Annotated in this window: 24 protein-coding genes; 22 read left to right on the top strand and 2 right to left on the bottom strand. The window is 70.9% G+C overall.

The genetic code is table 11. The features are described 5' to 3' along the window. Nucleotides 1–209: 209 nt before the first annotated feature. The gene (locus tag D7Y11_RS17725) at nucleotides 210–845 is read right to left on the bottom strand and encodes a YafY family protein (RefSeq protein ID WP_120549247.1); all 636 of its coding nucleotides are present in this window, start codon (nucleotides 843–845) and stop codon (nucleotides 210–212) included. Between the two features lie 191 nt (nucleotides 846–1,036). On the opposite strand from D7Y11_RS17725, the gene D7Y11_RS17730 reads away from it, so the two are divergent. The 22 genes from D7Y11_RS17730 (at nucleotide 1,037) to D7Y11_RS17835 (ending at nucleotide 23,060) form a co-directional block, all read left to right on the top strand. Then, nucleotides 1,037–3,520: a ribonuclease H-like domain-containing protein gene (locus tag D7Y11_RS17730; RefSeq protein WP_126934264.1), complete on the top strand. Its 2,484-nt coding sequence runs from the start codon at nucleotides 1,037–1,039 to the stop codon at nucleotides 3,518–3,520. 85 nt (nucleotides 3,521–3,605) lie between these two features. Then, a complete protein-coding gene (locus D7Y11_RS17735; protein ID WP_233607321.1) occupies nucleotides 3,606–5,144 on the top strand; it encodes a hypothetical protein in 1,539 nt (512 codons plus the stop codon). 247 nt (nucleotides 5,145–5,391) lie between these two features. Then, nucleotides 5,392–6,051, top strand: coding sequence for a malonate decarboxylase holo-[acyl-carrier-protein] synthase (gene mdcG, locus D7Y11_RS17740; protein WP_126934266.1), 660 nt, complete (start codon nucleotides 5,392–5,394; stop codon nucleotides 6,049–6,051). A gap of 346 nt (nucleotides 6,052–6,397) precedes the next feature. After that, nucleotides 6,398–7,138, top strand: coding sequence for a beta-ketoacyl synthase chain length factor (locus D7Y11_RS17745; protein WP_233607320.1), 741 nt, complete (start codon nucleotides 6,398–6,400; stop codon nucleotides 7,136–7,138). Next, complete coding sequence (locus D7Y11_RS17750; RefSeq protein ID WP_126934267.1) at nucleotides 7,131–7,910, top strand: 1-acyl-sn-glycerol-3-phosphate acyltransferase; 780 nt, start codon at nucleotides 7,131–7,133, stop codon at nucleotides 7,908–7,910. The genes D7Y11_RS17745 and D7Y11_RS17750 overlap by 8 nt, the downstream gene beginning before the upstream one ends. Further along, nucleotides 7,897–8,160 (top strand): phosphopantetheine-binding protein, encoded by a 264-nt coding sequence (locus D7Y11_RS17755; protein WP_014398640.1) that lies wholly within the window; start codon nucleotides 7,897–7,899, stop codon nucleotides 8,158–8,160. The genes D7Y11_RS17750 and D7Y11_RS17755 overlap by 14 nt, the downstream gene beginning before the upstream one ends. Before the next feature lie 36 nt (nucleotides 8,161–8,196). Next, a complete protein-coding gene (locus D7Y11_RS17760; protein ID WP_120563604.1) occupies nucleotides 8,197–8,457 on the top strand; it encodes an acyl carrier protein in 261 nt (86 codons plus the stop codon). After that, nucleotides 8,454–9,005 (top strand): hypothetical protein, encoded by a 552-nt coding sequence (locus D7Y11_RS17765; RefSeq protein ID WP_120575940.1) that lies wholly within the window; start codon nucleotides 8,454–8,456, stop codon nucleotides 9,003–9,005. Before D7Y11_RS17760 ends, D7Y11_RS17765 begins: the two co-directional genes overlap by 4 nt. Next, on the top strand, nucleotides 8,998–10,707 hold the full coding sequence (locus D7Y11_RS17770) for an AMP-binding protein (protein ID WP_126934268.1): 1,710 nt from the start codon (nucleotides 8,998–9,000) through the stop codon (nucleotides 10,705–10,707). Before D7Y11_RS17765 ends, D7Y11_RS17770 begins: the two co-directional genes overlap by 8 nt. Next, nucleotides 10,704–11,441 (top strand): glycosyltransferase family 2 protein, encoded by a 738-nt coding sequence (locus tag D7Y11_RS17775; protein WP_126934269.1) that lies wholly within the window; start codon nucleotides 10,704–10,706, stop codon nucleotides 11,439–11,441. Before D7Y11_RS17770 ends, D7Y11_RS17775 begins: the two co-directional genes overlap by 4 nt. Further along, on the top strand, nucleotides 11,438–12,385 hold the full coding sequence (locus D7Y11_RS17780) for an acyltransferase (protein ID WP_126934270.1): 948 nt from the start codon (nucleotides 11,438–11,440) through the stop codon (nucleotides 12,383–12,385). Before D7Y11_RS17775 ends, D7Y11_RS17780 begins: the two co-directional genes overlap by 4 nt. Continuing rightward, nucleotides 12,357–13,916 carry a histidine ammonia-lyase gene (gene hutH, locus D7Y11_RS17785; RefSeq protein ID WP_121753798.1) on the top strand — a complete coding sequence of 520 codons (1,560 nt, stop codon included), beginning with the start codon at nucleotides 12,357–12,359 and terminating at the stop codon, nucleotides 13,914–13,916. The genes D7Y11_RS17780 and hutH overlap by 29 nt, the downstream gene beginning before the upstream one ends. After that, the gene (locus D7Y11_RS17790) at nucleotides 13,906–14,325 is read left to right on the top strand and encodes a thioesterase family protein (RefSeq protein WP_120563610.1); all 420 of its coding nucleotides are present in this window, start codon (nucleotides 13,906–13,908) and stop codon (nucleotides 14,323–14,325) included. Before hutH ends, D7Y11_RS17790 begins: the two co-directional genes overlap by 11 nt. Then, nucleotides 14,322–14,930 (top strand): outer membrane lipoprotein carrier protein LolA, encoded by a 609-nt coding sequence (locus tag D7Y11_RS17795; protein ID WP_120575945.1) that lies wholly within the window; start codon nucleotides 14,322–14,324, stop codon nucleotides 14,928–14,930. Before D7Y11_RS17790 ends, D7Y11_RS17795 begins: the two co-directional genes overlap by 4 nt. Next, nucleotides 14,920–17,217, top strand: coding sequence for an MMPL family transporter (locus D7Y11_RS17800; protein ID WP_126934271.1), 2,298 nt, complete (start codon nucleotides 14,920–14,922; stop codon nucleotides 17,215–17,217). The genes D7Y11_RS17795 and D7Y11_RS17800 overlap by 11 nt, the downstream gene beginning before the upstream one ends. Beyond that, a complete protein-coding gene (locus D7Y11_RS17805) occupies nucleotides 17,214–18,443 on the top strand; it encodes an NAD(P)/FAD-dependent oxidoreductase (protein WP_120575947.1) in 1,230 nt (409 codons plus the stop codon). The genes D7Y11_RS17800 and D7Y11_RS17805 overlap by 4 nt, the downstream gene beginning before the upstream one ends. Further along, nucleotides 18,431–19,000 (top strand): DUF3261 domain-containing protein, encoded by a 570-nt coding sequence (locus D7Y11_RS17810; RefSeq protein ID WP_120575948.1) that lies wholly within the window; start codon nucleotides 18,431–18,433, stop codon nucleotides 18,998–19,000. The genes D7Y11_RS17805 and D7Y11_RS17810 overlap by 13 nt, the downstream gene beginning before the upstream one ends. A gap of 6 nt (nucleotides 19,001–19,006) precedes the next feature. Continuing rightward, nucleotides 19,007–20,188 (top strand): beta-ketoacyl-ACP synthase, encoded by a 1,182-nt coding sequence (locus D7Y11_RS17815; RefSeq protein WP_126934272.1) that lies wholly within the window; start codon nucleotides 19,007–19,009, stop codon nucleotides 20,186–20,188. Continuing rightward, on the top strand, nucleotides 20,185–20,652 hold the full coding sequence (locus D7Y11_RS17820) for a hotdog family protein (RefSeq protein WP_120575950.1): 468 nt from the start codon (nucleotides 20,185–20,187) through the stop codon (nucleotides 20,650–20,652). Before D7Y11_RS17815 ends, D7Y11_RS17820 begins: the two co-directional genes overlap by 4 nt. Continuing rightward, on the top strand, nucleotides 20,645–21,376 hold the full coding sequence (gene fabG / locus D7Y11_RS17825; RefSeq protein ID WP_126934273.1) for a 3-oxoacyl-ACP reductase FabG: 732 nt from the start codon (nucleotides 20,645–20,647) through the stop codon (nucleotides 21,374–21,376). Before D7Y11_RS17820 ends, fabG begins: the two co-directional genes overlap by 8 nt. Further along, nucleotides 21,373–22,611, top strand: a complete 1,239-nt coding sequence (locus D7Y11_RS17830; protein ID WP_120575952.1) for a beta-ketoacyl-ACP synthase — start codon at nucleotides 21,373–21,375, stop codon at nucleotides 22,609–22,611. Before fabG ends, D7Y11_RS17830 begins: the two co-directional genes overlap by 4 nt. 17 nt (nucleotides 22,612–22,628) lie before the next feature. Then, the gene (locus D7Y11_RS17835) at nucleotides 22,629–23,060 is read left to right on the top strand and encodes an excinuclease ATPase subunit (RefSeq protein WP_120575953.1); all 432 of its coding nucleotides are present in this window, start codon (nucleotides 22,629–22,631) and stop codon (nucleotides 23,058–23,060) included. A 28-nt stretch (nucleotides 23,061–23,088) separates the two neighbouring features. On the opposite strand, the gene D7Y11_RS17840 is transcribed toward D7Y11_RS17835, so the two are convergent. Continuing rightward, on the bottom strand, nucleotides 23,089–24,696 hold the full coding sequence (locus tag D7Y11_RS17840) for a hypothetical protein (RefSeq protein WP_120575954.1): 1,608 nt from the start codon (nucleotides 24,694–24,696) through the stop codon (nucleotides 23,089–23,091). Between the last annotated feature and the right edge of the window lie 8 nt (nucleotides 24,697–24,704).

Consider the following 24,704-nt stretch of genomic DNA (forward strand, 5'->3'; position numbering starts at 1 on the left):
CCACCACCCCCTTGCCCTACGTCACGACCCCCAGCACGGTGATGGGCCCCCAGGCCGTGGGCATCTCCGGCGGCAACCAGCCCGTGCCCATCCAGAACCCATACACCTGCGTGAACTTCATCATCGCGACGGAAGGCGTCTTCCCCTCGCGCGGCTGAGGCCCACGGCAGGAGGGTGCCGCGACAGGAGCACGGCCCCTCCTTCGCGCTTCAGGCCCCCACCACTTCCGCGCGTGTGATTCGGTCCAGCCGGAAGTGGCGCCGCTCCCCGGACGCGAGGTCCACCGCGTCCAGCCGCGTCTCGTGCCGGTCCATCACCACGGACTCGATGCGCACCTCGCGCACCGTCTCCAGGAAGTTGCTGTCCACGTAGGTGATGCGCAGCGGCTGTCGCTCGAACCACGCGCGCTCCAGCGCCTCGCGCACGGGCTTGCGCGTGGGCAGGGACGGCACGCCCAGGAACGTCAGCTCGCGCAGCCGGGCCAGCAGCTCCCGCTGCGCGGACGTGGACAACGCCGAGCGCACCTTGTCCAGCGCCGACTCCAGCGTCCCAGTGAAGGGCAACAGCCGCATGTCGATGGCGAAGCGTCCCAGCGCCACCACCAGCGCCGCCTCGCGCGCGGTGAAGTTCACCGGCGGCAGGCTGTAGCCTCGGTCCAGCGCGTAGCCACCACCCCGGCCACGCTCCGCGCCCACCGGCAGCGCCGCGGCGCGCAACGCGTCCAGGTCCCGGTAGATGGTCCGCACCGTCACGCTGAAGCGCTCCGCCAGCACCTCCGCGGTGACGCCGGTGCGGCGGCCCCTCAGGTACTCGGCGAGGGCGAAGAGTCGCTCAGTGCGCTGCATGACGATGAATCCTGACATACCGCTGTCAGCCGGTGCCCTCAAGCTGGGGCCGAGCCCCAGCGATGCGAAGCCCTTCCGACAGCGCCACGCCGCTCCTGTCCGCCCACCCTTGCGAAGCGGGCCCTCGCGCGCCTATGAGCGGCCGGAGCAGCGCCCGCGCGCCGCGCCTTCTGTCCCCCGAGTCCCCGCCCATGGTCCCGCCGCCCCATCCGCTGGAGGACGAGTGGTTGTGGGGATGGGACCCCACGCCGGGCATCGTGTCCGTCTGGGCGGAGCCGGACGGGCGAGCCTTCATCTGGAAGCGGCATCAGGGCACGCACGCGAGGCTGCGCGAGGACGCGAGGTACCGGCCCTGGGTGCTGCTCTCGTCGCTCCAGGACCTGGAGCACCTGGGGGACGCGCTCCGCCCGGAAGGCATGCCGCCGGTGCCGGGCGCGATGACGTTCCGTGAACTGGAGGGCCCCGGCGCGCTGCGCTTCCTCGTTAGCGCGGATGACGGCCGCGCGCTGGCGTCCGCGGTGCTCAAGGGCGCATCGAAGCGGTTGGATCAACGCGTGGGCCACCTGCGCGACCTGGGCCCGGCCGCGGCGCTGGTGCTGCCTCCGGAGGAGCAGTACCTGGTGGCCACCGGCCGCACGTACTTCCGCGACCTGGTCTTCGACGACCTGCGAAGGCTCCAGTTCGACCTGGAGACCACCGGCCTGGACCCATCCAGGGACCGCATCTTCCTCGTGGCGGTGAGGGATCCAGACGGCCGGGCGGAGACGCTGGAGGTGACAGCGGACGGAGACGCGGGTGAGGCGGACCTGTTGCGCCGGCTGGTCGCGCGCATCCGCGAAGCCGACCCCGACGTGGTGGAGAACCACAACCTGCACGGCTTCGACCTGCCCTTCCTGGACCAGCGCGCGAAGCGGCTGAACGTGTCGCTGGCGCTGGGCCGAGCGGGGCTGCCGGGCCTGCGCCACCGCCCGTCCGCGAGGGGCGCCGCGCTGAACCGAGGGCCCGGAGGCCGTGACGCGGACGCCATGCGCCGCGCGCGCTACACCGTCCCCGGCCGCGAGTTCATCGACACGCTGGACGCCGTGCGCCGCCACGACTTCGCCGCCCGCGACCTGCCCGGCCACGGACTCAAGGCGGTGGCGCGGCACCTGGGCCTGTCCGGGCCCGACCGCGAGCTCATCCCCGGCGCGCGCGTGCACGAGGTCTTCCTGAAGGACCCGGAGCGCGTGCGCCGCTACGCGCGCGAGGACGTGACGGAGGCCGCGGGGCTGGCGCACCTCATGGGCGGCGCGGCGTTCGCGCTCGCGCGCATGGCCCCCCGGCGCTACGAGCGGCTGGCGGACGCGGGCCCAGCGACGGGCGTGTTGGATCCGCTGCTGGTGCGCGCCTACGTGCGCTCGGGCGCGGCGCTGCCCGGGCACGAATCCGGCGACGGCACGTCCCACAGCGGCGCGGCGCTGCACCTGTTCGCCTCCGGCGTCGCGCGGCACATCGTGAAGGCGGACGTGGCCAGCCTCTACCCGTCGCTGATGCGCCAGTACCGCATCGGGCCGAAGCGCGACCGGCTGAACGCGCTGCTCGCGCTGGTGGACCGGCTGGTGGATCAGCGCCTGGACGCGAAGGCCAAGGGGAAGAAGGCCCCGCCCGGCTCTCCGGAGCGCCACACATACGAAGCCATCTCCGCGGCGATGAAGCTGCTGATCAACTCCGCCTACGGCTACATGGGCGCGGTGGGCCTCACCCGCTTCTCGGACGTGCACGCCGCCAACGAGGTGACGCGGCGCGGACGCGAGCTCTTGGGCCTGATGTGCCGCGAGCTGGCACACCGGGGCGTGACACTGCTGGAGGCCGACACGGACGGCGTCTACTTCGCGGTGCCAGAAACCTGGACGGAGACCGACGAGCGCCGCGTGGTGTCCGAAGTCGCGGCCCTGCTGCCGCCGCGCGTGAAGCTGGAGTTCGACGGGCGCTACGCCGCCATGCTGTCGCACGAACCGAAGAACTACGCGCTCCAGCCCTACACCGGGCCCCTGCTGCTGCGCGGCGTGGCCTTCCGCTCCAGCCGCGCGGAGCCCTATGGAGAAGACTTCCTGCGCCGGGCCCTCCAGCACCTGCTGGCCGGCGACGTGCGCACCGTGCGCGACACGTACGTGGACGCGGTGATGGCGCTCCGGCGGCGCCGGGTGCCCACCTTCGAGGTCTCCGCGCAGGTGCGGCTGACCAAGTCCCCCTCGCAGTACCTGGCCACGCGCAAGCAGCGCAGGGAGCTGCCGTACGAAGCGCTGCTCACGAACGGCCGCGAGCACTGGTCCCTGGGCGAGCGCGTGCGCATCTACCGCGCCACCGGCGGCCGCGCGGGCCTGCTCCCGGAAGCACTCACCGAGGACGGCGAACCCGCCCCACGCCCCGCTCCAGGCGAGCCCGCGGGCGACGACGCGCGCGACTACGACGTCGAGTACTACGTGCGCCAGCTCAAGGACTCGTTCGCGGCCCGGCTCGCGCGAGGCCTGGCCCCGGAGGACTTCGCCACCGTGTTCGCGGACCCCGACCAGCCCTCCCTCTTCACTCCGTCGCTCGCGGACGCGCGGCCCGTGCTCAACATCGTGAGAGAGCCCCGAGGCCCGGAGTTCGGTGAGGACACGCAGGTGGTTGGAGCCCCGCCCTTCTCACCGTGACTGGAACCCTGCCGTGTCCCGGTTGCTCCGGGAGTCAGTGGGAGGCTTCTGCTACGTTGCGTCAACTTCGATGGCCTTCTCGTTGATGAAGCGTCTCCCGCCGCGCGCGCTGGTGGTTCCCGGCACCGTGGCCCTGCTGCTCCTGCTTCCCTGGCTCATCTATTGGAGCGCGGTCATCCACCGGTACGGCCTGCGTGACGACTACGCCATCCTGCGCGAGGCGCGCGAGGAGCCGGGGAAGATCCTCCGTTTCTGCGCGTCGCAGGGCCGCCCGCTCTACGGATGGATGCTGGAGGTGTCCGCGAAGGCGGCCAACGGCATCGACGGGCTGGTGGGGCTGCGGCTGATGGGCGTGGCCGGCCTGGGGGTGCTCGCGGCGGCGGTGTTCCTGCTGCTGCGCAAGGAGGGCTGGCGGACGGGCTCCGCCGCGCTGCTGGCGGGGTTCCTCACGGTCACGCCGTCCGCGCAGGTCATCGCCAACTGGAGCATCTGCTGGCCGCAGGCCCTGGCGCTGATGCTGGGCCTGGGCGCGTTCGCCTTCGCCCGCCGCGCCATCGGTCCGCCGGGAGCGGAGGCCTCCGTCCGGTGGCCGTACGCGCTGGCCGCGGTGGGGAGCATGGCAAGCGCGACGCTCATCTATCAGGTGAGCGGCCTGTTCTCCGCGGTGCTGCTGGCGGCGTCGCTGGTGGTGCACCGCGACGTGTCGCTGAAGGACACGGCGCGATGGATGCTCAAGCACCTGCTGGTGATGGCCGCGGGCCTGGCGCTCGCGTACGCCGTCACGCAGGTGCTGTTCAAGGCGGGCATCTTCCCGCCCTCGCCCCGGCTCAGCTTCGAGAAGCACTGGGTGGACAAGACCGTCTGGGCGCTCACGCACGTGTTCCCCAACGCGCTCGCGCTGTCCGCGCTCAACGAGGCGCCACTGGGCGACATGGACGGCTACTGGGCCATGGTGGTGCTGACGCTGACGCTGCTGGGCGTGGGCATCGCGGTGGAGGGGCGCCGCTCGGGGCTCGGGGGCGTGGGGCGCTGGCTGCTGGCGCTGGTGACTCTGTCGGGCGTGGCGTACTCGGTGAGCTTCCTCGCCGGGGAGCGGTGGCCCACCTACCGCACGCTCAACGCGCTGACTGGCGTGTGGGCCGTGTTCTTCGCCGCGTCGCTGGTGAATCTGGGCACCATCTGGCCCAGGCATGGCCCGCGCATGGCCACGGGCCTGCTCACCGCGTTCGTGGCCTTCAGCGCCCTGCTCGCGCACGAGCAGTCCCTGGAGCTGTTCGCCCTGCCCCAGGGCCGGGAGCTGGCGGTGATGGCGCAGGGCGCGAGCCTCGTCGTCCCGGACCGCAAGCCGCGCGTCTTCGTCCTCACCGCGAAGCAGTCGGACTCCACCGCGCCGTTCCACTATCTGGACGAGTTCGGCTCCGTCTCCGTGGACGCGGAGTGGGTGGCCAAGGAGATGCTCAAGGCCCTGGTGAAGGAGCGCTTCCCCCGCGAGCGCGACGTGAGCGGCCTCTACCGCTTCGCCGCCGGCCCCGTCGCCCCGGAGCCGCGCAACTACGACATCCTCATCGACATGCGCCGCCAGCACGTGAGCGCCGTCAGCCCCATCCTCCAGAAGCCCCGCTAGCTCCCCGCGTCTCAGGGGAATCCCTGAGGCGTGCGCTCGGCTCCCACCCGGATTTCCGGGGAGATTCGCGCGGCCGGGAGCAACCGGCACCGAGCGGTGCAGGATCGCTCCCACCGGCGGCGTGAATCCGGGTAATGAATCGAGGAGTGAGTTCCACCGCTTCCGCTTCCGCCTGTCCCGGGGGCAGCCCCGTCCCGCGTCGCGGAAGCGGGCACGGCTTCCCCCTGGCGGCAGGAGATGCCCGCTGATGGGCGGTGAACGTCCGGTGCGGCACGACTGGGTGTACCTGGGCGCCAACTGGGCGGAGGCCCTGCGCTCGCCCCTGGTCCCGGACGTCCTCGCGCACGTCACGGCGTGGAGGGATCAGGGCCGGCCCTTCGCCGTCGCCCGGCAGGAGCCGCCGGACCCGGAGGACGACCTGAGGCTGGGGCTCACCCTGCCCGACCGCCGCCACCTGTCGATGCACGTGGCCCTGTCCGCCGTGGAGCGCCACCTGCCGCCGCCCACGGTGCAGGAGGTGCGCGCCTCCGCCCCCGCGGCCTGGGGCCCAGCCCTGGACGACGTCATCGCCCTGGGCACCGCGCTGGATTTGACGGTGGGCGTGTTCGGTTCGCTGGCCTGGCAGCACCGCTCGGGCGTGCCCTTCGTGCGGCCGCTGTCGGACGTGGACCTGCTGTTCGCCCCCGCGCGCTGGTCGGACGTGGAGCGGCTGCTGTTCGGCCTGGAAGCGGTGTCCCGGCGCCACTCGGTGGTGCGCCTGGACGGAGAGGTGCTGCTGCCCGACGGCGGCGCCGTGTCCTGGCGCGAGCTGGCGCTGGAGCCCGAGCGCATCTGGGTCACCGGTCCCCGCGGCGCCAGGCCCCGCACGCTCCGCGAGCTGCGCGCCCTCTTCCCCTCCGAGTCCTGAAACTCGCGGGGCAAGCACGCGCCGCGTGAATACGCGCGCCCGCCGCCACGTCACGCAAGCCGTCGTCACAACCCGTTTCCACCGCCCATTTCGAATGACTCGCGGGGCGCTTCGCACTCCGCGCGAAACACGGGCGCGTCACCTCCCTGGACAAACCCGGAAGAACGTGAAGGCCGAGGCCGTGTTGCGTCTTGCATCAACAAGAACCTGGGGTTGTAACGGACACAGGGCAGGCGGCAGGGCGGGCTCCCGGCGTCTGGCCCGCTCGGGTCGGCCGCCCAATTGTCACCCTGTGAATGGTTTGGTAAAGGTTGTCTTTGGGGGCGATTGGGGCCTCTCCGTCACGATGGTGGGATTCTCCGTACAGCGCTGGGCCGCCTGGGCCCCCGGGCTCGTCCATCCTGCTTCCTGGGAAACGTGGCTCGCGACCCCGCATCCGCTCCCCGCGGAAGGCACGCCCGCGCTCGCGGCGATGCCCGCGATGATGCGCCGCCGGGTGGACCGGCTGGGCCGCATCGCGTTGCAGGCTGCGTATGACGCGCACGTGGACGCGCCGGACGCGCCCGTCATCTTCGCATCGCGTTATGGCGACCTGGGCCGCTCGGTGGAGCTGCTCACGCAGCTGGCGCGCTCGGAGCCGCTGTCGCCCACCTCCTTCAGCCTGTCGGTGCACAACGCCATCGGCGCGCTCTACTCCATCGCTCGGGGGGACACGTCCGCCTACGCCGCCATCGCCGCGGGAGAAGAGACGGTGGAGGCCGCCTTCACGGAGGCGTGCGGCCTGCTGTCGGACGGCGTCCCCCGGGTGATGGTCGTCGTCTACGAAGAGCCCGTTCCCACGCCGTGGGAACACTTCTCCCGGGACGTGGCGTTTCCCCACGCATGGGCCTGCCTCCTCTCCGCCAGCACGGGCGCGGACGCCATCCACCTGGACTGCGCGGCCAGCGCCCCAGACTCGCCCGTCGCGCCGTTGGATGCGGCGAACCTCCCGGCGGACCTGCGTGCCCTGCGATTCCTCGTTTCCGGCGCCTCGCGGTGGGAGCACGCGACGGGCGGCCGGTGTTGGCGGTGGGCGCGCCATGCTTGAGATGCTCGACCGTCCGTGGCGCATCTTCGCCACCGGGTTGTCCTTCGCCACCTTCGGGCTGGGGGGACTGGCGCTGCGCCTCATCTACTTTCCGCTGCTCGCGCTCTTCGTGCGCGACCCGGAGCGGCAGCAGCGGCTGGCGCGGCTCGCGGTGCACTACACGTTCCGCTTCTTCATCGGCTACATGCGCGCGCTGGGCGTGCTGCGCTACGAGTTGCAAGGCGTGGAGAAGCTGGCGCGCTCCGGGCTGCTCATCCTGGCCAACCACCCGTCGCTCATCGACGTGGTGTTCCTCATCTCACTGGTCCCCAACGCGGACTGCGTGGTGAAGGCGAGCCTGGCGAACAACCCGTTCACACGCGGCCCCATCCGGGCGACGCGCTACCTGAGCAACGATTCCGGGCCCGGGCTCGTCCAGGACTGCATCGAGTCCGTGAAGGCCGGCAACAACCTCATCATCTTCCCGGAGGGCTCGCGCACACCGCTCGACGGGAACATGCAGCTGCAGCGAGGCGCCGCCAACATCGCGGTGCGCGGCCCGTGCGACATCACGCCGGTCATCATCCGCTGCGAGCCTCGGGGCCTCACCAAGGGCATGCCCTGGTGGAAGGTGCCGGAGAAGCCCATGCACTACGTCATCCGCGTGGAGGACGACATCCCCGTGTCCGCCCAGGACGCGGAAGCGGGCGAGGCGGCGAAGGCCGCGCGCCAGCTCACCACCCGGCTGCACGACCATTTCTCCAGGGGGAGCCAGGAACATGTTGGAGCTTGAGCAGGAAATAAAGCGGCTGGTCATCGACACGCTGAACCTCGAGGACCTGAAGCCGGACGACATCGATCCGGCGGCGCCGCTGTTCGTCGAAGGGCTGGGGCTGGACTCCATTGACGCCCTGGAGCTCGGCCTCGCGTTGCAGAAGTCCTATGGCGTCGTGCTGGCGAGCGACTCCAAGGAGAATCGCCGTCACTTCGCCAGTGTTCGGGCGCTCGCGGACTTCGTCAGCACCCACCGCACCCGTTCCTAAGCAGCCCCCGTCAAAACCAAAGCGAGGACTCACCCCATGACCAAGCACGAGCTGTTCGAGCGCCTGAGCGCCATCCTCCAGGAAACCTTCGACATCGAGCCATCCCGCATCGTCCCGGAGGCGCGTCTGCACGACGACCTCGACATCGACAGCATCGACGCCATCGACCTGCTGGTGCGCCTGAAGCCGGTGACGGGCCAGCGCGTTCCGCCGGAAGTCTTCCGCTCCGTGCGGACCATCCAGGACGTGGTGGACGCGCTGTACGGTCTGCTCGGCAGCGACTCCGCCGCGGCGTGAAACGTCTGCGTCCGGTGCTGTTGGGGCTCTTGAGCCTCGCCTACCCCCCGCTCGTCTATCTGGGCCTGGGCCACTTCGAGCCCCGCTGGATGGCGCTGCCCCTGGCGGCCATGGCGGTGGTGCGCGCGGTGGCCACGCGGGAGAAGATGTGGCTCGCGGCCGCGGTGGGCGCCCTGGTGCTCGCGGGCTCCAGCATGCTGGGCAACAACGCCCTGCCCCTGAAGCTCTACCCGGTGCTGGTGAACGCGGTGCTCCTCACCGTATTCCTCACCAGCCTGGTGTATCCACCCAGCGTGATTGAGCGGCTGGCGCGGCTTCGGGAGAAGGACCTGCCGCCGTCGGGCGTGGCGTACACGCGCCGGGTGACGCAGGTGTGGTGCGGCTTCTTCGTCCTCAACGGCGCGCTCGCGCTCACCACGGCGCTCTTCGCGAGCGACGCGACCTGGGCGCTCTACAACGGCCTCATCGCCTACGGCCTCATGGGCCTGCTGTTCGCGGGCGAGTGGGTGGTGCGGCAGCGGGTGCGCGCACGGCACGCCCATGGCTGAGCCGCTCGCGCTCGAAACCCTCCTCGTCCACGGCCGTCCCGCCGGGCACCCCGTGGCCCGGAGCGAGGACGGCGTGCGGGACTTCGGTGCGTTCCGCGCCCGGGTCGCCGGCTGGCGCTCGGCCTTCGCGGCGCACGGAGGCCAGCGCTACGCCCTCTTCACCGAAGACACCTTCGAGTTCGCCGCCGCGCTCCTGGGCGCCTGGCACGCGGGGGTGTGCATCTACCTGCCCGCGGACGCGCGCCCCGCCACGCTGGACGCGCTGAAGGCCCACGTGGACGGCTTCGCGGGCCGGGCCCCCCAGGGACAGGGGCCGCTGGCGCCCGCGATGAACGAGGACGGGACCGCCGCCGCGTTCCAGGCGTTGTCACCCGGGCTCGCCGCGCTGGTCGTCTACACGTCGGGCTCCAGCGGAGAGCCCACCGCCATCCCCAAGCGCCTGTCGCAGCTGTCCAGCGAGGTGGCCACGCTGGGCCGGCTGTTCGACGAGGCCGTGGGGGACGTGCCGGTGCTGGCCACCGTGTCTCACCAGCACATCTACGGACTGCTGTTCCGGGTGCTGTGGCCGCTGACGTCCGGCCGCCCGTTCGATGCGAATGCCCTGCCCTATCCGGAGGACATCCTGGCCGCGCTCCAGACCGGCCCCGGCCTGTTGGTGGCGAGCCCCGCGCACCTGAAGCGCTTGCCGGCCACGCTGGACTGGGCGGCCATGCGCGGGAATCTGCGCGGGCTGTTCTCCTCCGGCGGGCCGCTCACCCCCGAAGCGCTCCAGGCCTGCCGCGACCTCCTGGGCCGGGCGCCGGTGGAGGTGTACGGCAGCTCGGAGACGGGCGGCGTCGCGTGGCGCCGGCGCGACACGGACGACAGCGCGTCCTGGCGCACGATGCCGGGCGTGGAGGTGCGCGCGGAAGACGACGCGCTCCGCGTCCAATCCCCCCACCTGGACCTGCCCCCGGGCGAGTGGTTCACCACGGAGGACCGCGCGCGGCCCGTGCCCGGCGGCTTCGAGCTGTTGGGGCGCCGCGACCGGCTGCTCAAGCTGGAGGAGAAGCGCGTGTCGCTCTCCGCCATGGAGCGGACCCTCGTGGCCGGGGGCCTTCTGCGCGAGGCCCGGGTGCTGCCCCTCACCGAAGGCCACCGGGTGATTCTGGCGGTGGTGGGGGTGCCGGACGCGGAAGGCTGGCGGCTCCAGGAGTCGGGGGGCAGGCGGTCCCTGAGCCAGGCGCTGCGCGAGAAGTTGGCCCCGCATTTCGAGTCCAGTGCCTTGCCGCGCCGGTTCCGGTATCTGGAGGCCATGCCGGTCAACTCCCAGGGCAAATCCACCGAGGCGGCGCTCACCGCGCTCTTCGACCCGAAGCGTCCCCCGTTCCGCGTGCTGGAGCGCTCCGACGAGCGCGTGCTGCTGGCGGTGGAGGTCCCCGCGAATTCGCCCTACTTCGAAGGGCACTTCCCGGGCTCGCCCATCCTGCCCGGCGTCGTGCAGGTGGAGTGGTCACTGCTGCTGGGCCGCGAGCACTTCGCGCTGCCGCCGGACTTCCTCCGCATCGAGACGCTGAAGTTCCAGCAGGTCATTCCACCCGGCACGCTGCTGTCGCTGGAGCTCACCTGGGCGAAGGAGTCCGGGCGGCTGGGGTTCAAGTTGACGTCGGCCGCGGGCTCGCACGCCAGCGGCCGCATCGTGTTGGGGGGAGGGGCAGGATGAAGGTCTGCGCGGTGATTCCGGTCTACAACCACGGCGAGGCCGTGGGCGCGGTGGTGAAGGCGGTGCGCAGCCACGGGCTGCCCTGCGTGCTGGTGGACGACGGCAGCGAGCCCGGCTGCGCGGCGGTGCTGGACGGCCTGGCGCGCGAGGACAGCGAGCACGTGGAGGTGGTCCGCCTGCCCCAGAACGAGGGCAAGGGCGGCGCGATGATGGCGGGCCTGCGCGCGGCCTTCTCCCGGGGCTACAGCCACGCGCTGCAAATCGACGCGGACGGCCAGCACAACGCCAACGACATCCCGCGCTTCCTGGAGCTGGCGAAGGCGCAGCCGGACATGATGGTGTGCGGCACGCCCGTCTATGACGAGTCCGTGCCCAAGGGCCGGCTGTACGGCCGCTACGCCACGCACATCTGGGTGTGGATCAACACGCTGTCGTTCGCCATCCGCGATTCCATGTGCGGCTTCCGCGTGTATCCGCTGCAGCCCACCGTGGCGCTCATCGACTCGGTGAAGATCGGCAAGCGGATGGACTTCGACGTGGAGGTGCTGGTGCGCCTGTTCTGGCGCGGCATGCGCATCCTCAACCAGCCCACCCAGGTACGCTACCCCACCGACGGCATCTCCCACTTCGACGTGCTCTGGGACAACGTGCGCATCTCCGGCATGCACGCCCGGCTCTTCTTCGGGATGTTGGTGCGGCTGCCCGTGCTCCTCTGGAACAAGGTGGCGAAATGAAGTCCCGCCACTGGGCGGAGATGGGGGAAACCACCTTCGTGGCTGGCATCTGGATCCTCTACTGGGTCCACCGGCTGCTGGGGCGCTGGCCCTTCCGCGTCTGCCTCTACCCGGTGGTGCTGGTGAACTGGCTCCGGCGGCCGGTGCTGCAGCACTCGTCGCGCCAGTACCTGAAGCGGATGCAGACCGCGACCGGGGCCCTGGGGCACGAGCCCCACTGGCGCGACAGTGTGCGTCACGTGCTGATGTTCGCGGAGACCATGCTGGACAAGCTGCTCGCGGTGAGCGGGCGCTACCGCTTCGAGAGCGTCCGCACCGAAGGCCGCGAGGAGCTCTACGAGGCGGCGAAGTCCGGCAAGGGCGGCATCATCGTCACCGCGCACATGGGCTGCCTGGAGCTGTGCCGCACCATGGCGGAGCGCCGGGGCGAGGTGAAGCTCAACATCCTGGTGCACACGCTGCACGCGGAGCAGTTCAACCGCCTGCTCAAGCGGCTCAACCCGGAGAACGACTTCCGGCTGATGGAAGTCACGGACATGGGCCCGGCCACCGCGGTCGCGCTGAACGAGCGCGTGGAGGCCGGAGAGTTCGTGGTCATCGCGGGCGACCGCATCCCGGTGAATTCCGCCCAGACCGTGCGCGTCGACTTCCTCGGCCACCCGGCGCCATTTCCGGTGGGCCCCTACGTACTGGCGGCGCTGCTCAAGTGTCCGCTCTACCTGCTGGGCTGCATCCATGAGGGCAAGGGCTACACCATCCACTTCGAGCGCCTCTTCGAGCGCGTCGTGCTGCCTCGGGGCAAGCGCGAGCAGGCGCTCACCGACTGCGCGCAGCACTACGCAGCCCGGGTGACGGCGCTCCTCCAGCGCGCGCCTTACGACTGGTTCAACTTCTTTCCCTTCTGGGATCAGGTGCATGTCTCCGCGAAGCCCCCCACTTTCTGACACCCCGGTCCGCTTCGACGGCGGACGGCTGACGCTCGAGGACGTGGGCGCCCTGTCGCGCCGCGAGCGCCCGGCGGAGCTGGGCACGGCCCCGGCCTTCCGCCAGCGCATCGCCAAGGGCGCCGCGTTCCTGGACCGGCTGCTGGCGGAGGACGGCGTCATCTACGGCGTCACCACCGGCTACGGCGACTCCGTCACGGTGTCCATCCCGCCCGCGCTCGTCGCGGAGCTGCCGCACCACCTCTACACGTACCACGGCATCGGCGCGGGCCGGTTCCTCACCCCGGAGGAGACGCGCGCGGTGCTGGCCACTCGGCTGGCGTCGCTGTCGCAGGGCTTCTCCGGCGTGGGCGTGCCGCTGCTCACCCAGTTGGAGCTGCTGCTCCAGCACGACGTGCTGCCCATGATTCCGGCGGAAGGCTCCGTGGGCGCGTCCGGCGACCTGACGCCCCTGTCCTACGTGGCGGCGGTGCTCTGCGGCGAGCGCGACGTGTGGCACCGGGGCGAGCGCAAGCCCGCGGCGCAAGTGCTGAAGGAGCTGGGCATCGCGCCCCTCAAGCTGCGGCCGAAGGAAGGCCTGGCCATCATGAACGGCACCGCCGTGATGACGGCCCTGGCGTGCCTGGCGTGGGAGCGGGCGGAGTACGTGTCCCGGCTCGCCACGCGGCTCACGGCGTTCAACGTGCTGGCGAGCGCCGGCAACGCGCACCATTACGACGAGACGCTCTTCGCGGCGAAGCCCCACGCGGGCCAGCAGCGCGTGGCGGCCCGGCTGCGCGCGGACCTGGTCACGGACCGGCCGCCTCGCAACGAGCAGCGGCTCCAGGACCGGTACTCGCTGCGGTGCGCGCCGCACGTCATCGGAGTGCTGGAGGACGCGCTGCCGTACTTCCGCACGCTCATCGAGAACGAGCTGAACAGCGCCAACGACAACCCGCTCATCGACCCGGACGGCGAGCGGGTGCTGCACGGCGGCCACTTCTACGGCGGCCACATCGCCTTCGCCATGGACGGGCTGAAGACCGCGGTGGCCAACGTGGCGGACCTGTTGGACCGGCAGCTGGCGCTGCTGGTGGACCCGCGCTTCAACCACGGGCTGCCCGCGAACCTCTCCGCGTCCACCGGCGCCCGCGCGGCCATCAACCACGGGCTCAAGGCGGCGCAGATCAGCGTCTCCGCGTGGACCGCGGAAGCGCTGAAGCAGACCATGCCCGCGTCCGTCTTCTCCCGCTCCACCGAGTGCCACAACCAGGACAAGGTGAGCATGGGCACCATCGCCGCGCGCGACTGCCTGCGCGTGCTGGAGCTGACGGAGCAGGTGGTCGCGGCCATGCTCATCGCGGCGCGCCAGGGCGTCACCCTGCGTCAGCGGATTGACGCGGACGCGAAGCCCGGCCCCGCGATGGCCGCGATGCACGCGGACCTGGAAGCACGCATCCCCTTGCTGGTGGAGGACCGGGCGCTGGACGGTGAGCTGCAGGGCCTTATCACCGCCATCCGCCGTCGGGAGTGGAGGCTGCATGAAGCCTGACCTGAGCTGCGAGCTGGAGATCGACCCGGCGTTCCACGATCTCGACATGATGGAGATCGTCTGGCACGGCCACTACGTGAAGTACCTGGAGCTGGCGCGCGCCGTCATCCTGCGCAAGCACGACTACGACTGGCCGCAGATGCGCGAGTCCGGGTACGGCTGGCCCGTGGTGGAGATGAAGCTCAAGTACGTCTCCCCCATCTCCTACAAGCAGCGCATCATCGTGCGCGCCGAAATCACCGAGTGGGAGAACCGGCTGCGCTTCGACTACCTGCTGCGCGACGCGGACACCGGGCGCAAGGTGAACCAGGCCCACACCATCCAGGTCGCGGTGTCCTTGAAGACAGGCGAGATGGAATACGTCTGCCCGGAAGTCCTCTGGAAGAAGCTGGGAGTGTGGCCGGGATGAAGCCCTTCCTCGTGTTGATGCTGTCGCTCTTGTCCGTGAGCGCTCACGCCGCGGACCTGGTGAAGGACGTGCGCGCGCGCCTGGTGGACGCGCCGCTGGTGCGCGGCCAGTTCGAACAGAAGAAGACCGTGCAGGGCTTCAAGAAGCCGCTCGTGTCCAAGGGAGACTTCCTCCTCGCCCGCGACCAGGGAGTGCTCTGGAACACGCGCACGCCGTTCGCTTCCACGCTGACGCTCACGCGCAAGTCGCTGAGCGCGCAGCAGGCCACGGGCGGCGCGGCCTATCACCTGGACTCCACCAAGGAGCCCGCGCTGGCGGCGGTGAACGAGCTGCTCTTCGCGCTCTTGTCGGGCGACGTCGCGGCGCTCCAGAAGCGCTTCACGGTCGAGGGCGCGCTGGTCGGCGACAAGGGCTGGAAGCTGGATTTGACGCCCACGGACGCGGGGCTCGCGCGCGTCTTCAAGCACATCCACCTGGAGGGTGACGGGTACGTGCGCCAGGTGCAATTGGACGAGACGCGCGGCGACAGCAGCGTCATTACGTTCGAGCAGCTCGCGCAGACGCCTCCTCCCGACGCCACGGAAGCGGAACGCCTTGGCAAATAAGCTGGCCATCCTGTGGGCGCTGGTGGTGCTCGCCGTTGGCATTCACCAGGTGCGGTTCTGGCGCTCCGCGAGCCTGGACACGGACGTGCTCGCGCTCCTGCCGGAGGACGAGCAGGCGCCTGAGGTGGACGCCGCCACGCGCAAGCTCGCGGACGAAGCCGGCCGGCAGCTCGTGCTGCTGGTGGGCGCCAAGGACTGGCCGTCCGCGCAGAAGGCCGCGGACGAGGCCACGCGCGTGCTCACGGAGTCCTCGGACCTGCTGGAGCCGGCGGTGGTGGACACCTCCGCGCTGGAGCAGGCGGTGGACTTCTACCGTCCCTATCGCGACCGGTTGCTCACGCCCGCGCAGCGCAAGTGGCTGGCGCACGCGACGCCGGAGGAGCTGGGCGGCACGGCGCTGATGAAGCTGTATCAACCCGCGGGCGCGCAGCTGACGGACTGGAACGCGGATCCGCTGGGCCTGTGGCAGGACTGGTGGCAGGCCCGCGCGGCGGAGACGTCCGCCCGGCCCCGCGACGGACGCATGTGGCTGTCCGGCGAGGAGCGCGAGTGGGTGCTCCTCATGTGGAAGAGCAAGGTGTCCGCCTTCGCGCTGGGGGACGGCTCGCGCGTCACCGCCACGGTGGAGCGGGCGCGCGCGCGGGTCGAAGCAGCGGTGCCCGGCGGACGGCTGGTGGCCGCGGGCGTGCCGCTGTACGCGGAGGCCGCCGCGGCGCAGGCGAGCTGGGAGATGTCCACCATCGGCTTCGGGTCGCTGGCGGCGGTGCTCATCCTCGTATGGCTCACATTCCGCTCGCTGCGGCCCATCCTCCTCGTGGGCGTGTCGCTCACGCTGGGCTGCGCGGTGGCGCTCACGGTCACCGCGCTGGTGTTCGACCGGGTGCACCTGCTCACGCTCGTCTTCGGCTCCAGCCTGGTGGGCGTGGCGGAGGACTACGGCTTCCACTACTTCGCCGCGCGTCAGGGCAAGGCCCCTTCGGAGCGCGGTCCGGTGATGCGCGCGCTCCTGCCCGGCATGGTGCTCGCGCTCGTCACCAGCGTGGTGGCGTACCTGGCGCTGGGCGTGGCGCCCTTCCCGGGCCTGCGGCAGATGGCGGTGTTCTCCGCCGCGGGCCTCACCGCCGCGTTCCTCACCGTGGTGTGCTGGTTCCCCTCGCTGGACACGGGCGCCCTGCCCATCACGCCCTTCGCGGAGCGCTTCTCCGCGTCCATCACCCGCTGGCCGCGCATCGCTTCCACCCCCGCGTGGTGGCTGTCCGGCGCGGTCGTCACGGTGCTCGTGGCCGTGGGCATCTGGAAGCTGGAGCCCCGGGACGACCTGCGCCAGCTGCAGGGCGCACCCGCGAACCTCATCGCGGATCAGCGGGAACTGGGGCGCCTGTTGGGACTGCCCAGTCCGGCGCAGTTCTTCCTGGTGCAGGGAGACAGCGACGAACAGGTGCTCGCGCGCGAAGCCGTGCTGAAGACGAAGCTGGACTCGCTCGTCTCCGAGAAGGTGTTCGCGGGCTACCGCGCCGTGTCTGATTGGCTTCCGTCCGAAGCACAGCAGCGCGAGGACGCGGCCCTGAGCGCCCGCGCGGAGGCCCTGGCGGTCGCCGCCGTCAGCGAGTCCACGGGTGAAGCCCCTACGCGCGCCGCGTTCTCCCCGGAGCCGCTCACGCCCAAGCAATTCCTCGCCGGTCCCGCCGCGGCGGTCATCCGGCAGCAGTGGCTGGGGACGCTGGGCAAGGCGCAATACAGCGTCCTCATGCTGCGCGGCCTCAACGACCCCAAGGTGCTGCCCCGTCTGGAAGAGGTGGCCCAGGGCCTGGAGGGCGTCCGCTGGGTGGACAAGACGGCGGAGATTTCCGGCCTGCTCAGCCGCTACCGCCGCATCATGGGCGGGCTCATCGTCGCGGGTTACTTCGCGGTGTTGCTCACGTTGGTGGCTCGCTTCGGGCGCCAGGCGTGGCGCGCGTGGGTTCCCTCCGTGCTGGGCACGCTGCTGACGCTCGCCATCTTCGGGTGGGCGGGCGCGCCGCTGCAGCTCTTCACCGTGCTGGGGCTGGTGCTGCTGCTGGGCATGGGCGTGGACTACGGCATCTTCCTTCTGGAGCACCCCGGTGACGGCTCCGCGTGGCTCGCGGTGGCGCTGGCCGGCGTGAGCACGCTCCTCTCCTTCGGGCTGTTGGGTCTTTCCGCCACGCCCGCGCTGCGCTCGTTCGGCCTCGCCATGCTGCTCGGCGAGGTCACCATCTGGATCCTCACCCCTTGTTTCCGACTTCCACCCGGGAAAGACACACATTGAAAACTGAATCGGCGGACATCCTCATCATCGGCGCGGGCCCCGCGGGCTCCGTCGCGGCGGGCCTCCTTCGCAAGCAGGGCCGTGATGTCCTCGTGCTGGAGCGCGAGCAGTTCCCCCGCTTCTCCATTGGCGAGAGCCTGCTGCCGCAGAGCATGGAGTACATCCAGGAGGCCGGCTTCCTCCAGGACGTGGTGGAGGCGGGCTTCCAGTACAAGAACGGCGCCGCCTTCGAGCGCGCCGGCAAGTACACGGACTTCGACTTCCGCGAGAAGTTCAGCCCCGGCTGGGCCACCACCTACCAGGTGCAGCGCGCCCGCTTCGACCAGATTTTGGCCCAGGCCGCGGAGAAGAAGGGCGCCACCGTGCGCTTCCGCCACGAGGTGCTGACCGTGGACTTCTCCAGCGGGCAGCCGGTGGTGACGGCGCGCTCCCCTGAAGGCGAGACGTACCAGGTGAAGGCGCGCTTCCTCCTGGACGCGAGCGGCTTCGGCCGCGTGCTGCCGCGCATGTTGAACCTGGAGACGCCGTCGAACTTCCCCGTGCGCGGCGCCATCTTCACGCACGTGGTGGACAACGTTCCGCTCGGCACCTTCGACCGGAACAAGATCCGCGTCACGACGCACCCGGAGCACGTGCACGTCTGGTACTGGACCATCCCCTTCTCCGACGGCCGCTGCTCGCTGGGCGTGGTCGCGAAGAAGGAGTTCCTGGACCAGTACACCGGCACGGACACGGAGCGGCTCCAGGCCATCGTGAAGGAGGCGCCGTCGCTGCAGAACCTCCTGAAGAACGCCGTCTGGGACACACCCGCGCGCAAGCTCACCGGCTACGCGGCCAACGTGAAGTCGCTGTGGGGCCCGGGCTTCGCGCTGCTGGGCAACGCGGGCGAGTTCCTGGACCCCGTGTTCTCCTCGGGCGTCACCATCGCCTTCAAGTCCGCGAGCCTCGCCTCCGCCTGTATCGCCCGTGAGTTCGCGGGGGAGAAGGTGGACTGGGAGAACGAGTACGCGAAGCCGCTCAAGGCCGGCGTGGACACCTTCCGCACCTTCGTGGAGTCCTGGTACGAGGGCGGCTTCCAGGACATCATCTTCCACCCGAACCCGTCGGAAGACGTGCGCCGGATGATCTCCGCCATCCTCGCGGGCTACGCGTGGGACAAGAACAACCCCTACGTGGCGGACAGCAAGCGGCGCCTGACCGTCCTCGAGGCGCTGTGCGCGGCGTAGTCACCGCCCTGCTCGTCGCGGGGCTGGTGGCCTGCACCAGCACGCCCCGGCCCCGGCCCGCCGCTCCTGGCGAGCCGTTGCCGGAGCTGCGCCTGGCTCCCGCCGCCCTCGGGGCGTCCGTGAGCCTGGCGCAGCAGCTGGTCTTCGCGCACGAGCAGGACCCCGGAGGCCCCCGCTCCCTGGAGGCCCTCCTGGAGGTGGACCCGGCCCAGATGCAGCTGGCCGGGTTGGCCATGGGGCACCGCATCCTCACCCTGCGCTGGGACGGCAGCCACCTGGACGAGGAGCGGGACCCCCGCCTGCCCGCCCAGTTCAACTCCGCGCTCGTCATCCGGGACGTGCAGCTCGTCTACTGGCCGGCCGACGCCGTGCGCGCCGCCCTGCCCGTGGGCTGGACGCTGGAGGACGGACCGGGACAGCGGACCCTGTCGAAGAACGGCAGGGAATGGGTGTCGGTGCGCTACGATGGCACCCCGCGCTGGGAAGGGCGCACGCAGCTCACCAACCACTCCGAGCACTACCAGCTCACCATCGAATCGCACGTCGCGGACGAGTGACAGCCCATGCCTCCTCCTGTCTTCCTCAACCAGTTGGGCCTCGTCTGCGCATTGGGCTCCGGGAAGCAGGAGGTGGCCCGGGCGCTGTTCGCGGACACCGTCTCCGGCGTCGCCTCGCATGCCGGGTACGCGGACCGTCCGCTGCACCTGGGCGTCGTCACCGCTCCGCTCGCGGCGCAGGACGCCCTGCCCCCTTCGCAGCACAGCCGCAACAACGCGCTCCTGCTCACCGCGCTGGAGCAGGTGCGCGCCGAGATTGACGCCGCCATCGCCCGGTTCGGTCCCTCGCGCGTGGCGGTGGTGATGGGCACCAGCACCTCCGGCATCGGTGAAAGCGAGTCGGCCATCGCCGGCCACCTGGCCACGGGCGAGCTGCCGCCCCGCTTCCATCTGCAGCAGCAGGAGCTGGGCTCCCCGGCGCTGGCGCTCTCGCACGTGCTGGGCACCCGGGGCCCCGCCTACGTCATCTCCACCGCGTGCTCCTCCAGTGCCAAGGCCCTGGCCAGCGCGGCGCGGATGCTGCGCACGGGCACCGTGGACGCGGTGCTGACGGGCGGCGTGGATTCGCTGTGCGGCTTCACCGTGGCGGGCTTCCGCTCGCTGGACTCCGTGAGCGAGGAGCGCTGCAACCCGATGAGCGCCCACCGCCACGGCATCAACATCGGCGAAGCGGCGGCGCTGTTCCTGATGACGCGCGAGCCGGGGCCGGTGCGCCTGTCCGGCTGGGGCGAGTCCTCCGACGCGCACCACATCTCCGCGCCGGAGCCCGGCGGCAAGGGCGCCATGGCCGCCATCCAGGAGGCCCTGAAGCGCGCGGGGCTTTCGCCGGAGCAGGTGGACTACGTGAACCTGCACGGCACCGCCACGCCGCAGAACGACGCCATGGAGACCCGCGCCGTGCACGCGCTCCTGGGGCCGGGCGTGAAGGCCAGCTCCACCAAGCCGCTCACCGGCCACACGCTGGGGGCCGCGGGCGCGCTGGAGGCGGCCTTCGCGTACCTCACGCTGGTGGACAACCCGCACGGCAAGCTGCCCGGGCACTTCTGGGACGGGGCCGTGGACGACTCCCTGCCGGCGCTGTCGCTGGTGAAGCCGGGCGAGGCGCTGGGGCGCCCGGTGAAGAGCGTGCTGAGCAATTCGTTCGCCTTCGGGGGCAGCAACGCCGCCCTCGTGCTGGAGCGCGCATGATGCGCATCGTGATTGATCAGCCCGTCGAGGAACTGGTGCCCCATCAGGGGCGCATGCGGCTGCTCGACCGCGTCCTGGAAGGCGACGCGGACTCGCTGCTCGCGGAGGTCACCGTGCGCGAGGACAGCCTCTTCTACGCGGACGGCGTCGTGGGCGGCTGGGTGGGCATCGAGTACATGGCGCAGGCCGTGGCCGCGTGGGCCGGGTGGCATGCGCGCAAGCGCGGCGGCACGCCCCGGGTGGGCTTCCTGCTGGGCACGCGCCGCTACGAGTGCAACCGCCCCACGTTCAAGCTGGGCGAAACCCTGCGCATCGAGGTCCACCGCCAGTTCTCCGCGGACAACGGATTGGGCCAGTTCGACTGCACCTTGCGCATCGGGACGGAGCAGGTGGCCACGGCGGCGCTGACGGTCTACGAGCCGCAACCGGGGCAGGACCTGGGAAGGGGCAACACAGATGGGTGACAAGACGGTGCTGGTGACGGGCTCCAGCCGGGGCATCGGCCGCGCCATCGCGCTGCGCCTGGCCCGCGACGGCTACGACGTCGTGGTGCACTGCCGCAGCAAGCGCGAGGAGGCGGACGCGGTGGCCGCCCAGGTCCGTGAGGCCGGCCGCGAGTCCCGCGTGCTCCAGTTCGACGTGGCGGACCGCGCCGCCACGCAGGCCGCGCTGCTTTCGGACGTGGAGGCCCACGGCTGCTACTACGGCGTGGTGTGCAACGCGGGCATCGCTCGCGACAACGCCTTCCCCGCGATGACGGCGGAAGAGTGGGATGGCGTCATCCACACCAACCTGGACGCGTTCTACAACGTGCTCAACCCGCTCACGATGCCCCTGGTGCGCCGCAAGAAGCCGGGCCGCATCGTCACGCTGTCGTCCGTGTCCGGGCTCATGGGCAACCGGGGCCAGGTGAACTACAGCGCCGCCAAGGCGGGCATCATCGGCGCGACGAAGGCGCTGGCGGTGGAGCTGGCCAAGCGCGACATCACCGTCAACTGCGTGGCGCCGGGCCTCATCGACACGGAGATGGTGCCTCCGGAGGTCCTGGAGGAGGCGCTCAAAATCATTCCCGCCCGCCGGATGGGCAAGCCCGAGGAGGTCGCCGCCGCGGTGGCCTTCCTCATGTCGGAAGAAGCGGCCTACATCACGCGGCAGGTGATTTCGGTGAACGGGGGGATGATCGGATGAAGCGCGTAGTCGTCACCGGAGTCGGTGCGCTGAGCCCCCTGGGCCATGACTGGAAGACGGTCGAGGCGCGGCTGCGCGCGCGCCAGAACGCCGTCCAGGTGATGGAGCCCTGGAAGGCCTACGAAGGCCTCAACACGCGGCTGGGCGCGCCCGCCCTGCCCTTCGAGCTGCCGCCGTCCGCGTACTCGCGCAAGACGACGCGCACCATGGGCCGCGTGGCGCTGATGGCGACGCGGGCCAGCGAGCTGGCGCTCCAGGACGCGGGCCTGTTGGGCAGCCCCCTGGTGAAGAGCGGGAAGATGGGCATCGCCTATGGCTCCTCCGCGGGGACGCCGGAGAACATGGGCGACTTCGGGAAGATGATCACCCACAAGACGACGGAGGGCATCACCGCGACGACGTACCTGCGGATGATGTCCCATACGGCGGCGGTGAACATCGGCGTCTTCTTCGGCGTCACCGGGCGCATCATCACCACGTCCAGCGCGTGCACCTCCGGCAGCCAGGGCATTGGCTACGCGTATGAAGCCATCAAGCTGGGCCGCCAGGTGGCGATGCTCGCGGGCGGCGCGGAGGAGCTGGACGCCACGGGCGCGGCGGTGTTCGACACCCTCTTCGCCACCAGCACCAAGCACAACGAAGCGCCGCACCAGTCCCCCCGCCCCTTCCACGCCGAGCGCGACGGGCTGGTGCTGGGCGAGGGCGCGTGCACGCTGGTGCTGGAGGAGCTGGAGCACGCGAAGGCGCGCGGCGCCACCATCCATGCGGAGCTCTTGGGGTACGGCACCAACAGCGACGGCCGCCACGTGACGCAGCCCAACGCGGACACCATGGCGGAGGCCATGCGGCTGGCGCTGGAGGACGCGGGCGTGCCTGCTTCCGCCATCCCCTACGTCAACGCGCACGGCACGGCGACGGACACGGGCGACGTGGCGGAGAGCGCGGCGACGAAGACCGTCTTCGGGGAGAAGGTCGCCATCTCCAGCCTCAAGAGCTACATGGGCCACACGCTGGGGGCCTGCGGCGCGCTGGAGGCGTGGATGACCATCCAGATGATGCGCTCGGACTGGTTCGCGCCCACGCTGCACTTGACCGCGGACTCCGTGGATCCGAAGTGCGCGCCCCTGGACTATGTCGTGGGTGAGGGACGTGCGTTGCAGACGGACCTGGTGATGAGCAACAACTTCGCCTTCGGTGGCATCAACACCTCGTTGATCTTCCGCCGCTGGCCTTGATGCCTGGAGACACCGCCATGAAGAAAGCCCTCCTGTTGCTGGCCCTGACCGCCGCGAGCCCCGCCCTGGCGCGCGACACCGTGACGAAGGTGAAGCTGGCGGACGTGATGGCCCTGCCCGAGGCCAAGCAGAAGCTGGACGGCTCGGTGAAGTTCTTCATGGCGGGCGCGAAGACGCCCAACGTGCTGAAGACGCTGGGCAGCGACACCTCGAACAAGAAGACCAACGGCGTGGGCAAGTCGGACGACTACGCCTGCAAGTGGGCCGCCCTCTCCGCGATCATCGCCCTGCAGGAGGGCGCGAAGAAGAACGGCGCCAACGCGGTGGTCAACGTCGTCAGCTACTACAAGAAGGTGGAGTTCAAGAGCGCCACCGAAATCGAGTGCCACGCCGGCAGCTTCGTTACCGGCGTCGCGCTCAAGGGCGACTACGCCACCATCGCCAAGTAGCCCCGAAGGCTGTTCCGCGCGGTGGGTCCTACCGCCGCGCGGGCACCTCGATGCGGCAGACGCTCCCGGGCGCCAGGTTCCGTGAGCGCATCCAGTCCTCCAGGTCGCGGTCGATGCGCGCCGAGGCCTCCGCGTTGAAGCGACGGTTGTCCTGGAGCTTCCAGCCCTGCGGGTAGTTGCCCGAGTAGCCGTTCACCGTGGGCACGCCGTGCTCGCCGGACGCCCACACGGCGTCCAGCTGGTACTTCCACTCCTGGGCCTCACCGGACGTCGGCGCGTAGAAGAAGGTCGCGCAGCCCGGTGCGATGCGCGCGGCCACCGCCTCCACGTCCGCGCGAGCTTCGTGCCGGTCATAGGCGGGACTGTTGAGGCCCTGCTCCAGGAGACACAGCGCGCCCAGGCCCACCGCCAGCGCCGCGCGTCCGGAGTCCCACTGCCGCTGGAGGTACAGGGCCAACCCCACGGCCGCGGGCACCAGCAGCCACATGCCGATGCGGGCCAGGGCCCGGATGGCCGCCGCGCCGGGCACGCCGTGGAAGACGAGCCACCAGGGCGTGTAGCCGCCGGTGTAGCGCGACGCGAGCACCACCGTGGCCACCGCCACGACGAGCAGCAGTCGCACCGCGGGCCGTGAGCGCGCCTGCCACAGGCCGATGCCCGCGAGCACCGGGGTGACGAAGCCGAAGCCCAGGCGGTGCTCCCACGCCACGGGCATGCGCTGGAACTTGGAGAAGCTGTTGGTCCACCCGTACAGCCAGCTGTCCTGGCCCACGAAGAACCAGCTCCAGAAGCGCGGCACCATGGGCGAGACTTCCGCGAAGGTGCGCAGCCCCACCGTGCCAATGGCCTGACGTGAGTGCAGGACGAGCGGCGCGAGCAGCGCCAGCCCCAAGACTCCGAAGCCCGCGAGCGCCGGGAGGTGGCGGCGCAGCGCCGTCAGCAGCGGACCGCGCGTGTCCCGGAAGACGAGCCCGGCGATGAACGCCAGCAGCAGGAAGAAGAAGAGGAACCATCCCCAGTAGAAGCCCGCGTAGAGCTGGGCCACGAACGCGCCCACCAGCAGCGCGGACCAGGCCATCCCACGCCGCCGGTCCGTCTCCGGCCGCGTCAGCGCGATGACCGCGCCCACGGCGATGAGCGCGAAGAACTGTCCTTCCAGCTGCGGATGGTTGAGCTGGTTGATGCGCGGCGCGCCGGCCGTGAAGAGCACCGCGCCCACCACTGCGGGAAAGACGCGCAGGCCAAAGCCTCGCCGCAGCAGCCACACCGCCGCGGCGTAGTTGAGCGCCGCCATGGTGAGCGACCACGCCTGCCACGACAGGTCCGCGCCAAGGCCCAGCGCGCGCCACAGCCAGTAGAACGGGGCCACGCCCAGGAGCACGTCGGAGTACGCGGCGACGTTGAGCTCCGGGTAGAACATCGGCGGATCCCAGAAGCGCGCGTGCGCCGGGTCGCCGGTCACGAAGCGCCAGCCGTGCTCCAGGACGTAGTGGTTGAAGCGCACGTCGCCCTCGTCACCCTGTACGAGGCGCAGCCCGGACAGGATGGCGGGATGATGCGACAGCAACAGGGCCAGCACGCCGCCAGCGAGGACGAGCAGGGCGACGCGGGTGCGTTCCGAGACGGCGGTTCCCATGGGCGCCG

The organism is Corallococcus sp. AB018, from assembly GCF_003986945.1.
GTDB lineage: Bacteria > Myxococcota > Myxococcia > Myxococcales > Myxococcaceae > Corallococcus > Corallococcus exiguus.

What these genes read in the sequence shown, in the direction of transcription:
- D7Y11_RS17725 (WP_120549247.1), bottom strand. Translation starts at nt 845, where the DNA reads ATGCAGCGCACTGAGCGACTCTTCGCCCTCGCCGAGTACCTGAGGGGC.
- D7Y11_RS17730 (WP_126934264.1), top strand. Translation starts at nt 1,037, where the DNA reads ATGGTCCCGCCGCCCCATCCGCTGGAGGACGAGTGGTTGTGGGGATGG.
- D7Y11_RS17735 (WP_233607321.1), top strand. Translation starts at nt 3,606, where the DNA reads ATGAAGCGTCTCCCGCCGCGCGCGCTGGTGGTTCCCGGCACCGTGGCC.
- mdcG (WP_126934266.1), top strand. Translation starts at nt 5,392, where the DNA reads ATGGGCGGTGAACGTCCGGTGCGGCACGACTGGGTGTACCTGGGCGCC.
- D7Y11_RS17745 (WP_233607320.1), top strand. Translation starts at nt 6,398, where the DNA reads ATGGTGGGATTCTCCGTACAGCGCTGGGCCGCCTGGGCCCCCGGGCTC.
- D7Y11_RS17750 (WP_126934267.1), top strand. Translation starts at nt 7,131, where the DNA reads ATGCTTGAGATGCTCGACCGTCCGTGGCGCATCTTCGCCACCGGGTTG.
- D7Y11_RS17755 (WP_014398640.1), top strand. Translation starts at nt 7,897, where the DNA reads ATGTTGGAGCTTGAGCAGGAAATAAAGCGGCTGGTCATCGACACGCTG.
- D7Y11_RS17760 (WP_120563604.1), top strand. Translation starts at nt 8,197, where the DNA reads ATGACCAAGCACGAGCTGTTCGAGCGCCTGAGCGCCATCCTCCAGGAA.
- D7Y11_RS17770 (WP_126934268.1), top strand. Translation starts at nt 8,998, where the DNA reads ATGGCTGAGCCGCTCGCGCTCGAAACCCTCCTCGTCCACGGCCGTCCC.
- D7Y11_RS17775 (WP_126934269.1), top strand. Translation starts at nt 10,704, where the DNA reads ATGAAGGTCTGCGCGGTGATTCCGGTCTACAACCACGGCGAGGCCGTG.
- D7Y11_RS17780 (WP_126934270.1), top strand. Translation starts at nt 11,438, where the DNA reads ATGAAGTCCCGCCACTGGGCGGAGATGGGGGAAACCACCTTCGTGGCT.
- hutH (WP_121753798.1), top strand. Translation starts at nt 12,357, where the DNA reads ATGTCTCCGCGAAGCCCCCCACTTTCTGACACCCCGGTCCGCTTCGAC.
- D7Y11_RS17790 (WP_120563610.1), top strand. Translation starts at nt 13,906, where the DNA reads ATGAAGCCTGACCTGAGCTGCGAGCTGGAGATCGACCCGGCGTTCCAC.
- D7Y11_RS17795 (WP_120575945.1), top strand. Translation starts at nt 14,322, where the DNA reads ATGAAGCCCTTCCTCGTGTTGATGCTGTCGCTCTTGTCCGTGAGCGCT.
- D7Y11_RS17815 (WP_126934272.1), top strand. Translation starts at nt 19,007, where the DNA reads ATGCCTCCTCCTGTCTTCCTCAACCAGTTGGGCCTCGTCTGCGCATTG.
- D7Y11_RS17820 (WP_120575950.1), top strand. Translation starts at nt 20,185, where the DNA reads ATGATGCGCATCGTGATTGATCAGCCCGTCGAGGAACTGGTGCCCCAT.
- fabG (WP_126934273.1), top strand. Translation starts at nt 20,645, where the DNA reads ATGGGTGACAAGACGGTGCTGGTGACGGGCTCCAGCCGGGGCATCGGC.
- D7Y11_RS17830 (WP_120575952.1), top strand. Translation starts at nt 21,373, where the DNA reads ATGAAGCGCGTAGTCGTCACCGGAGTCGGTGCGCTGAGCCCCCTGGGC.
- D7Y11_RS17835 (WP_120575953.1), top strand. Translation starts at nt 22,629, where the DNA reads ATGAAGAAAGCCCTCCTGTTGCTGGCCCTGACCGCCGCGAGCCCCGCC.
- D7Y11_RS17840 (WP_120575954.1), bottom strand. Translation starts at nt 24,696, where the DNA reads ATGGGAACCGCCGTCTCGGAACGCACCCGCGTCGCCCTGCTCGTCCTC.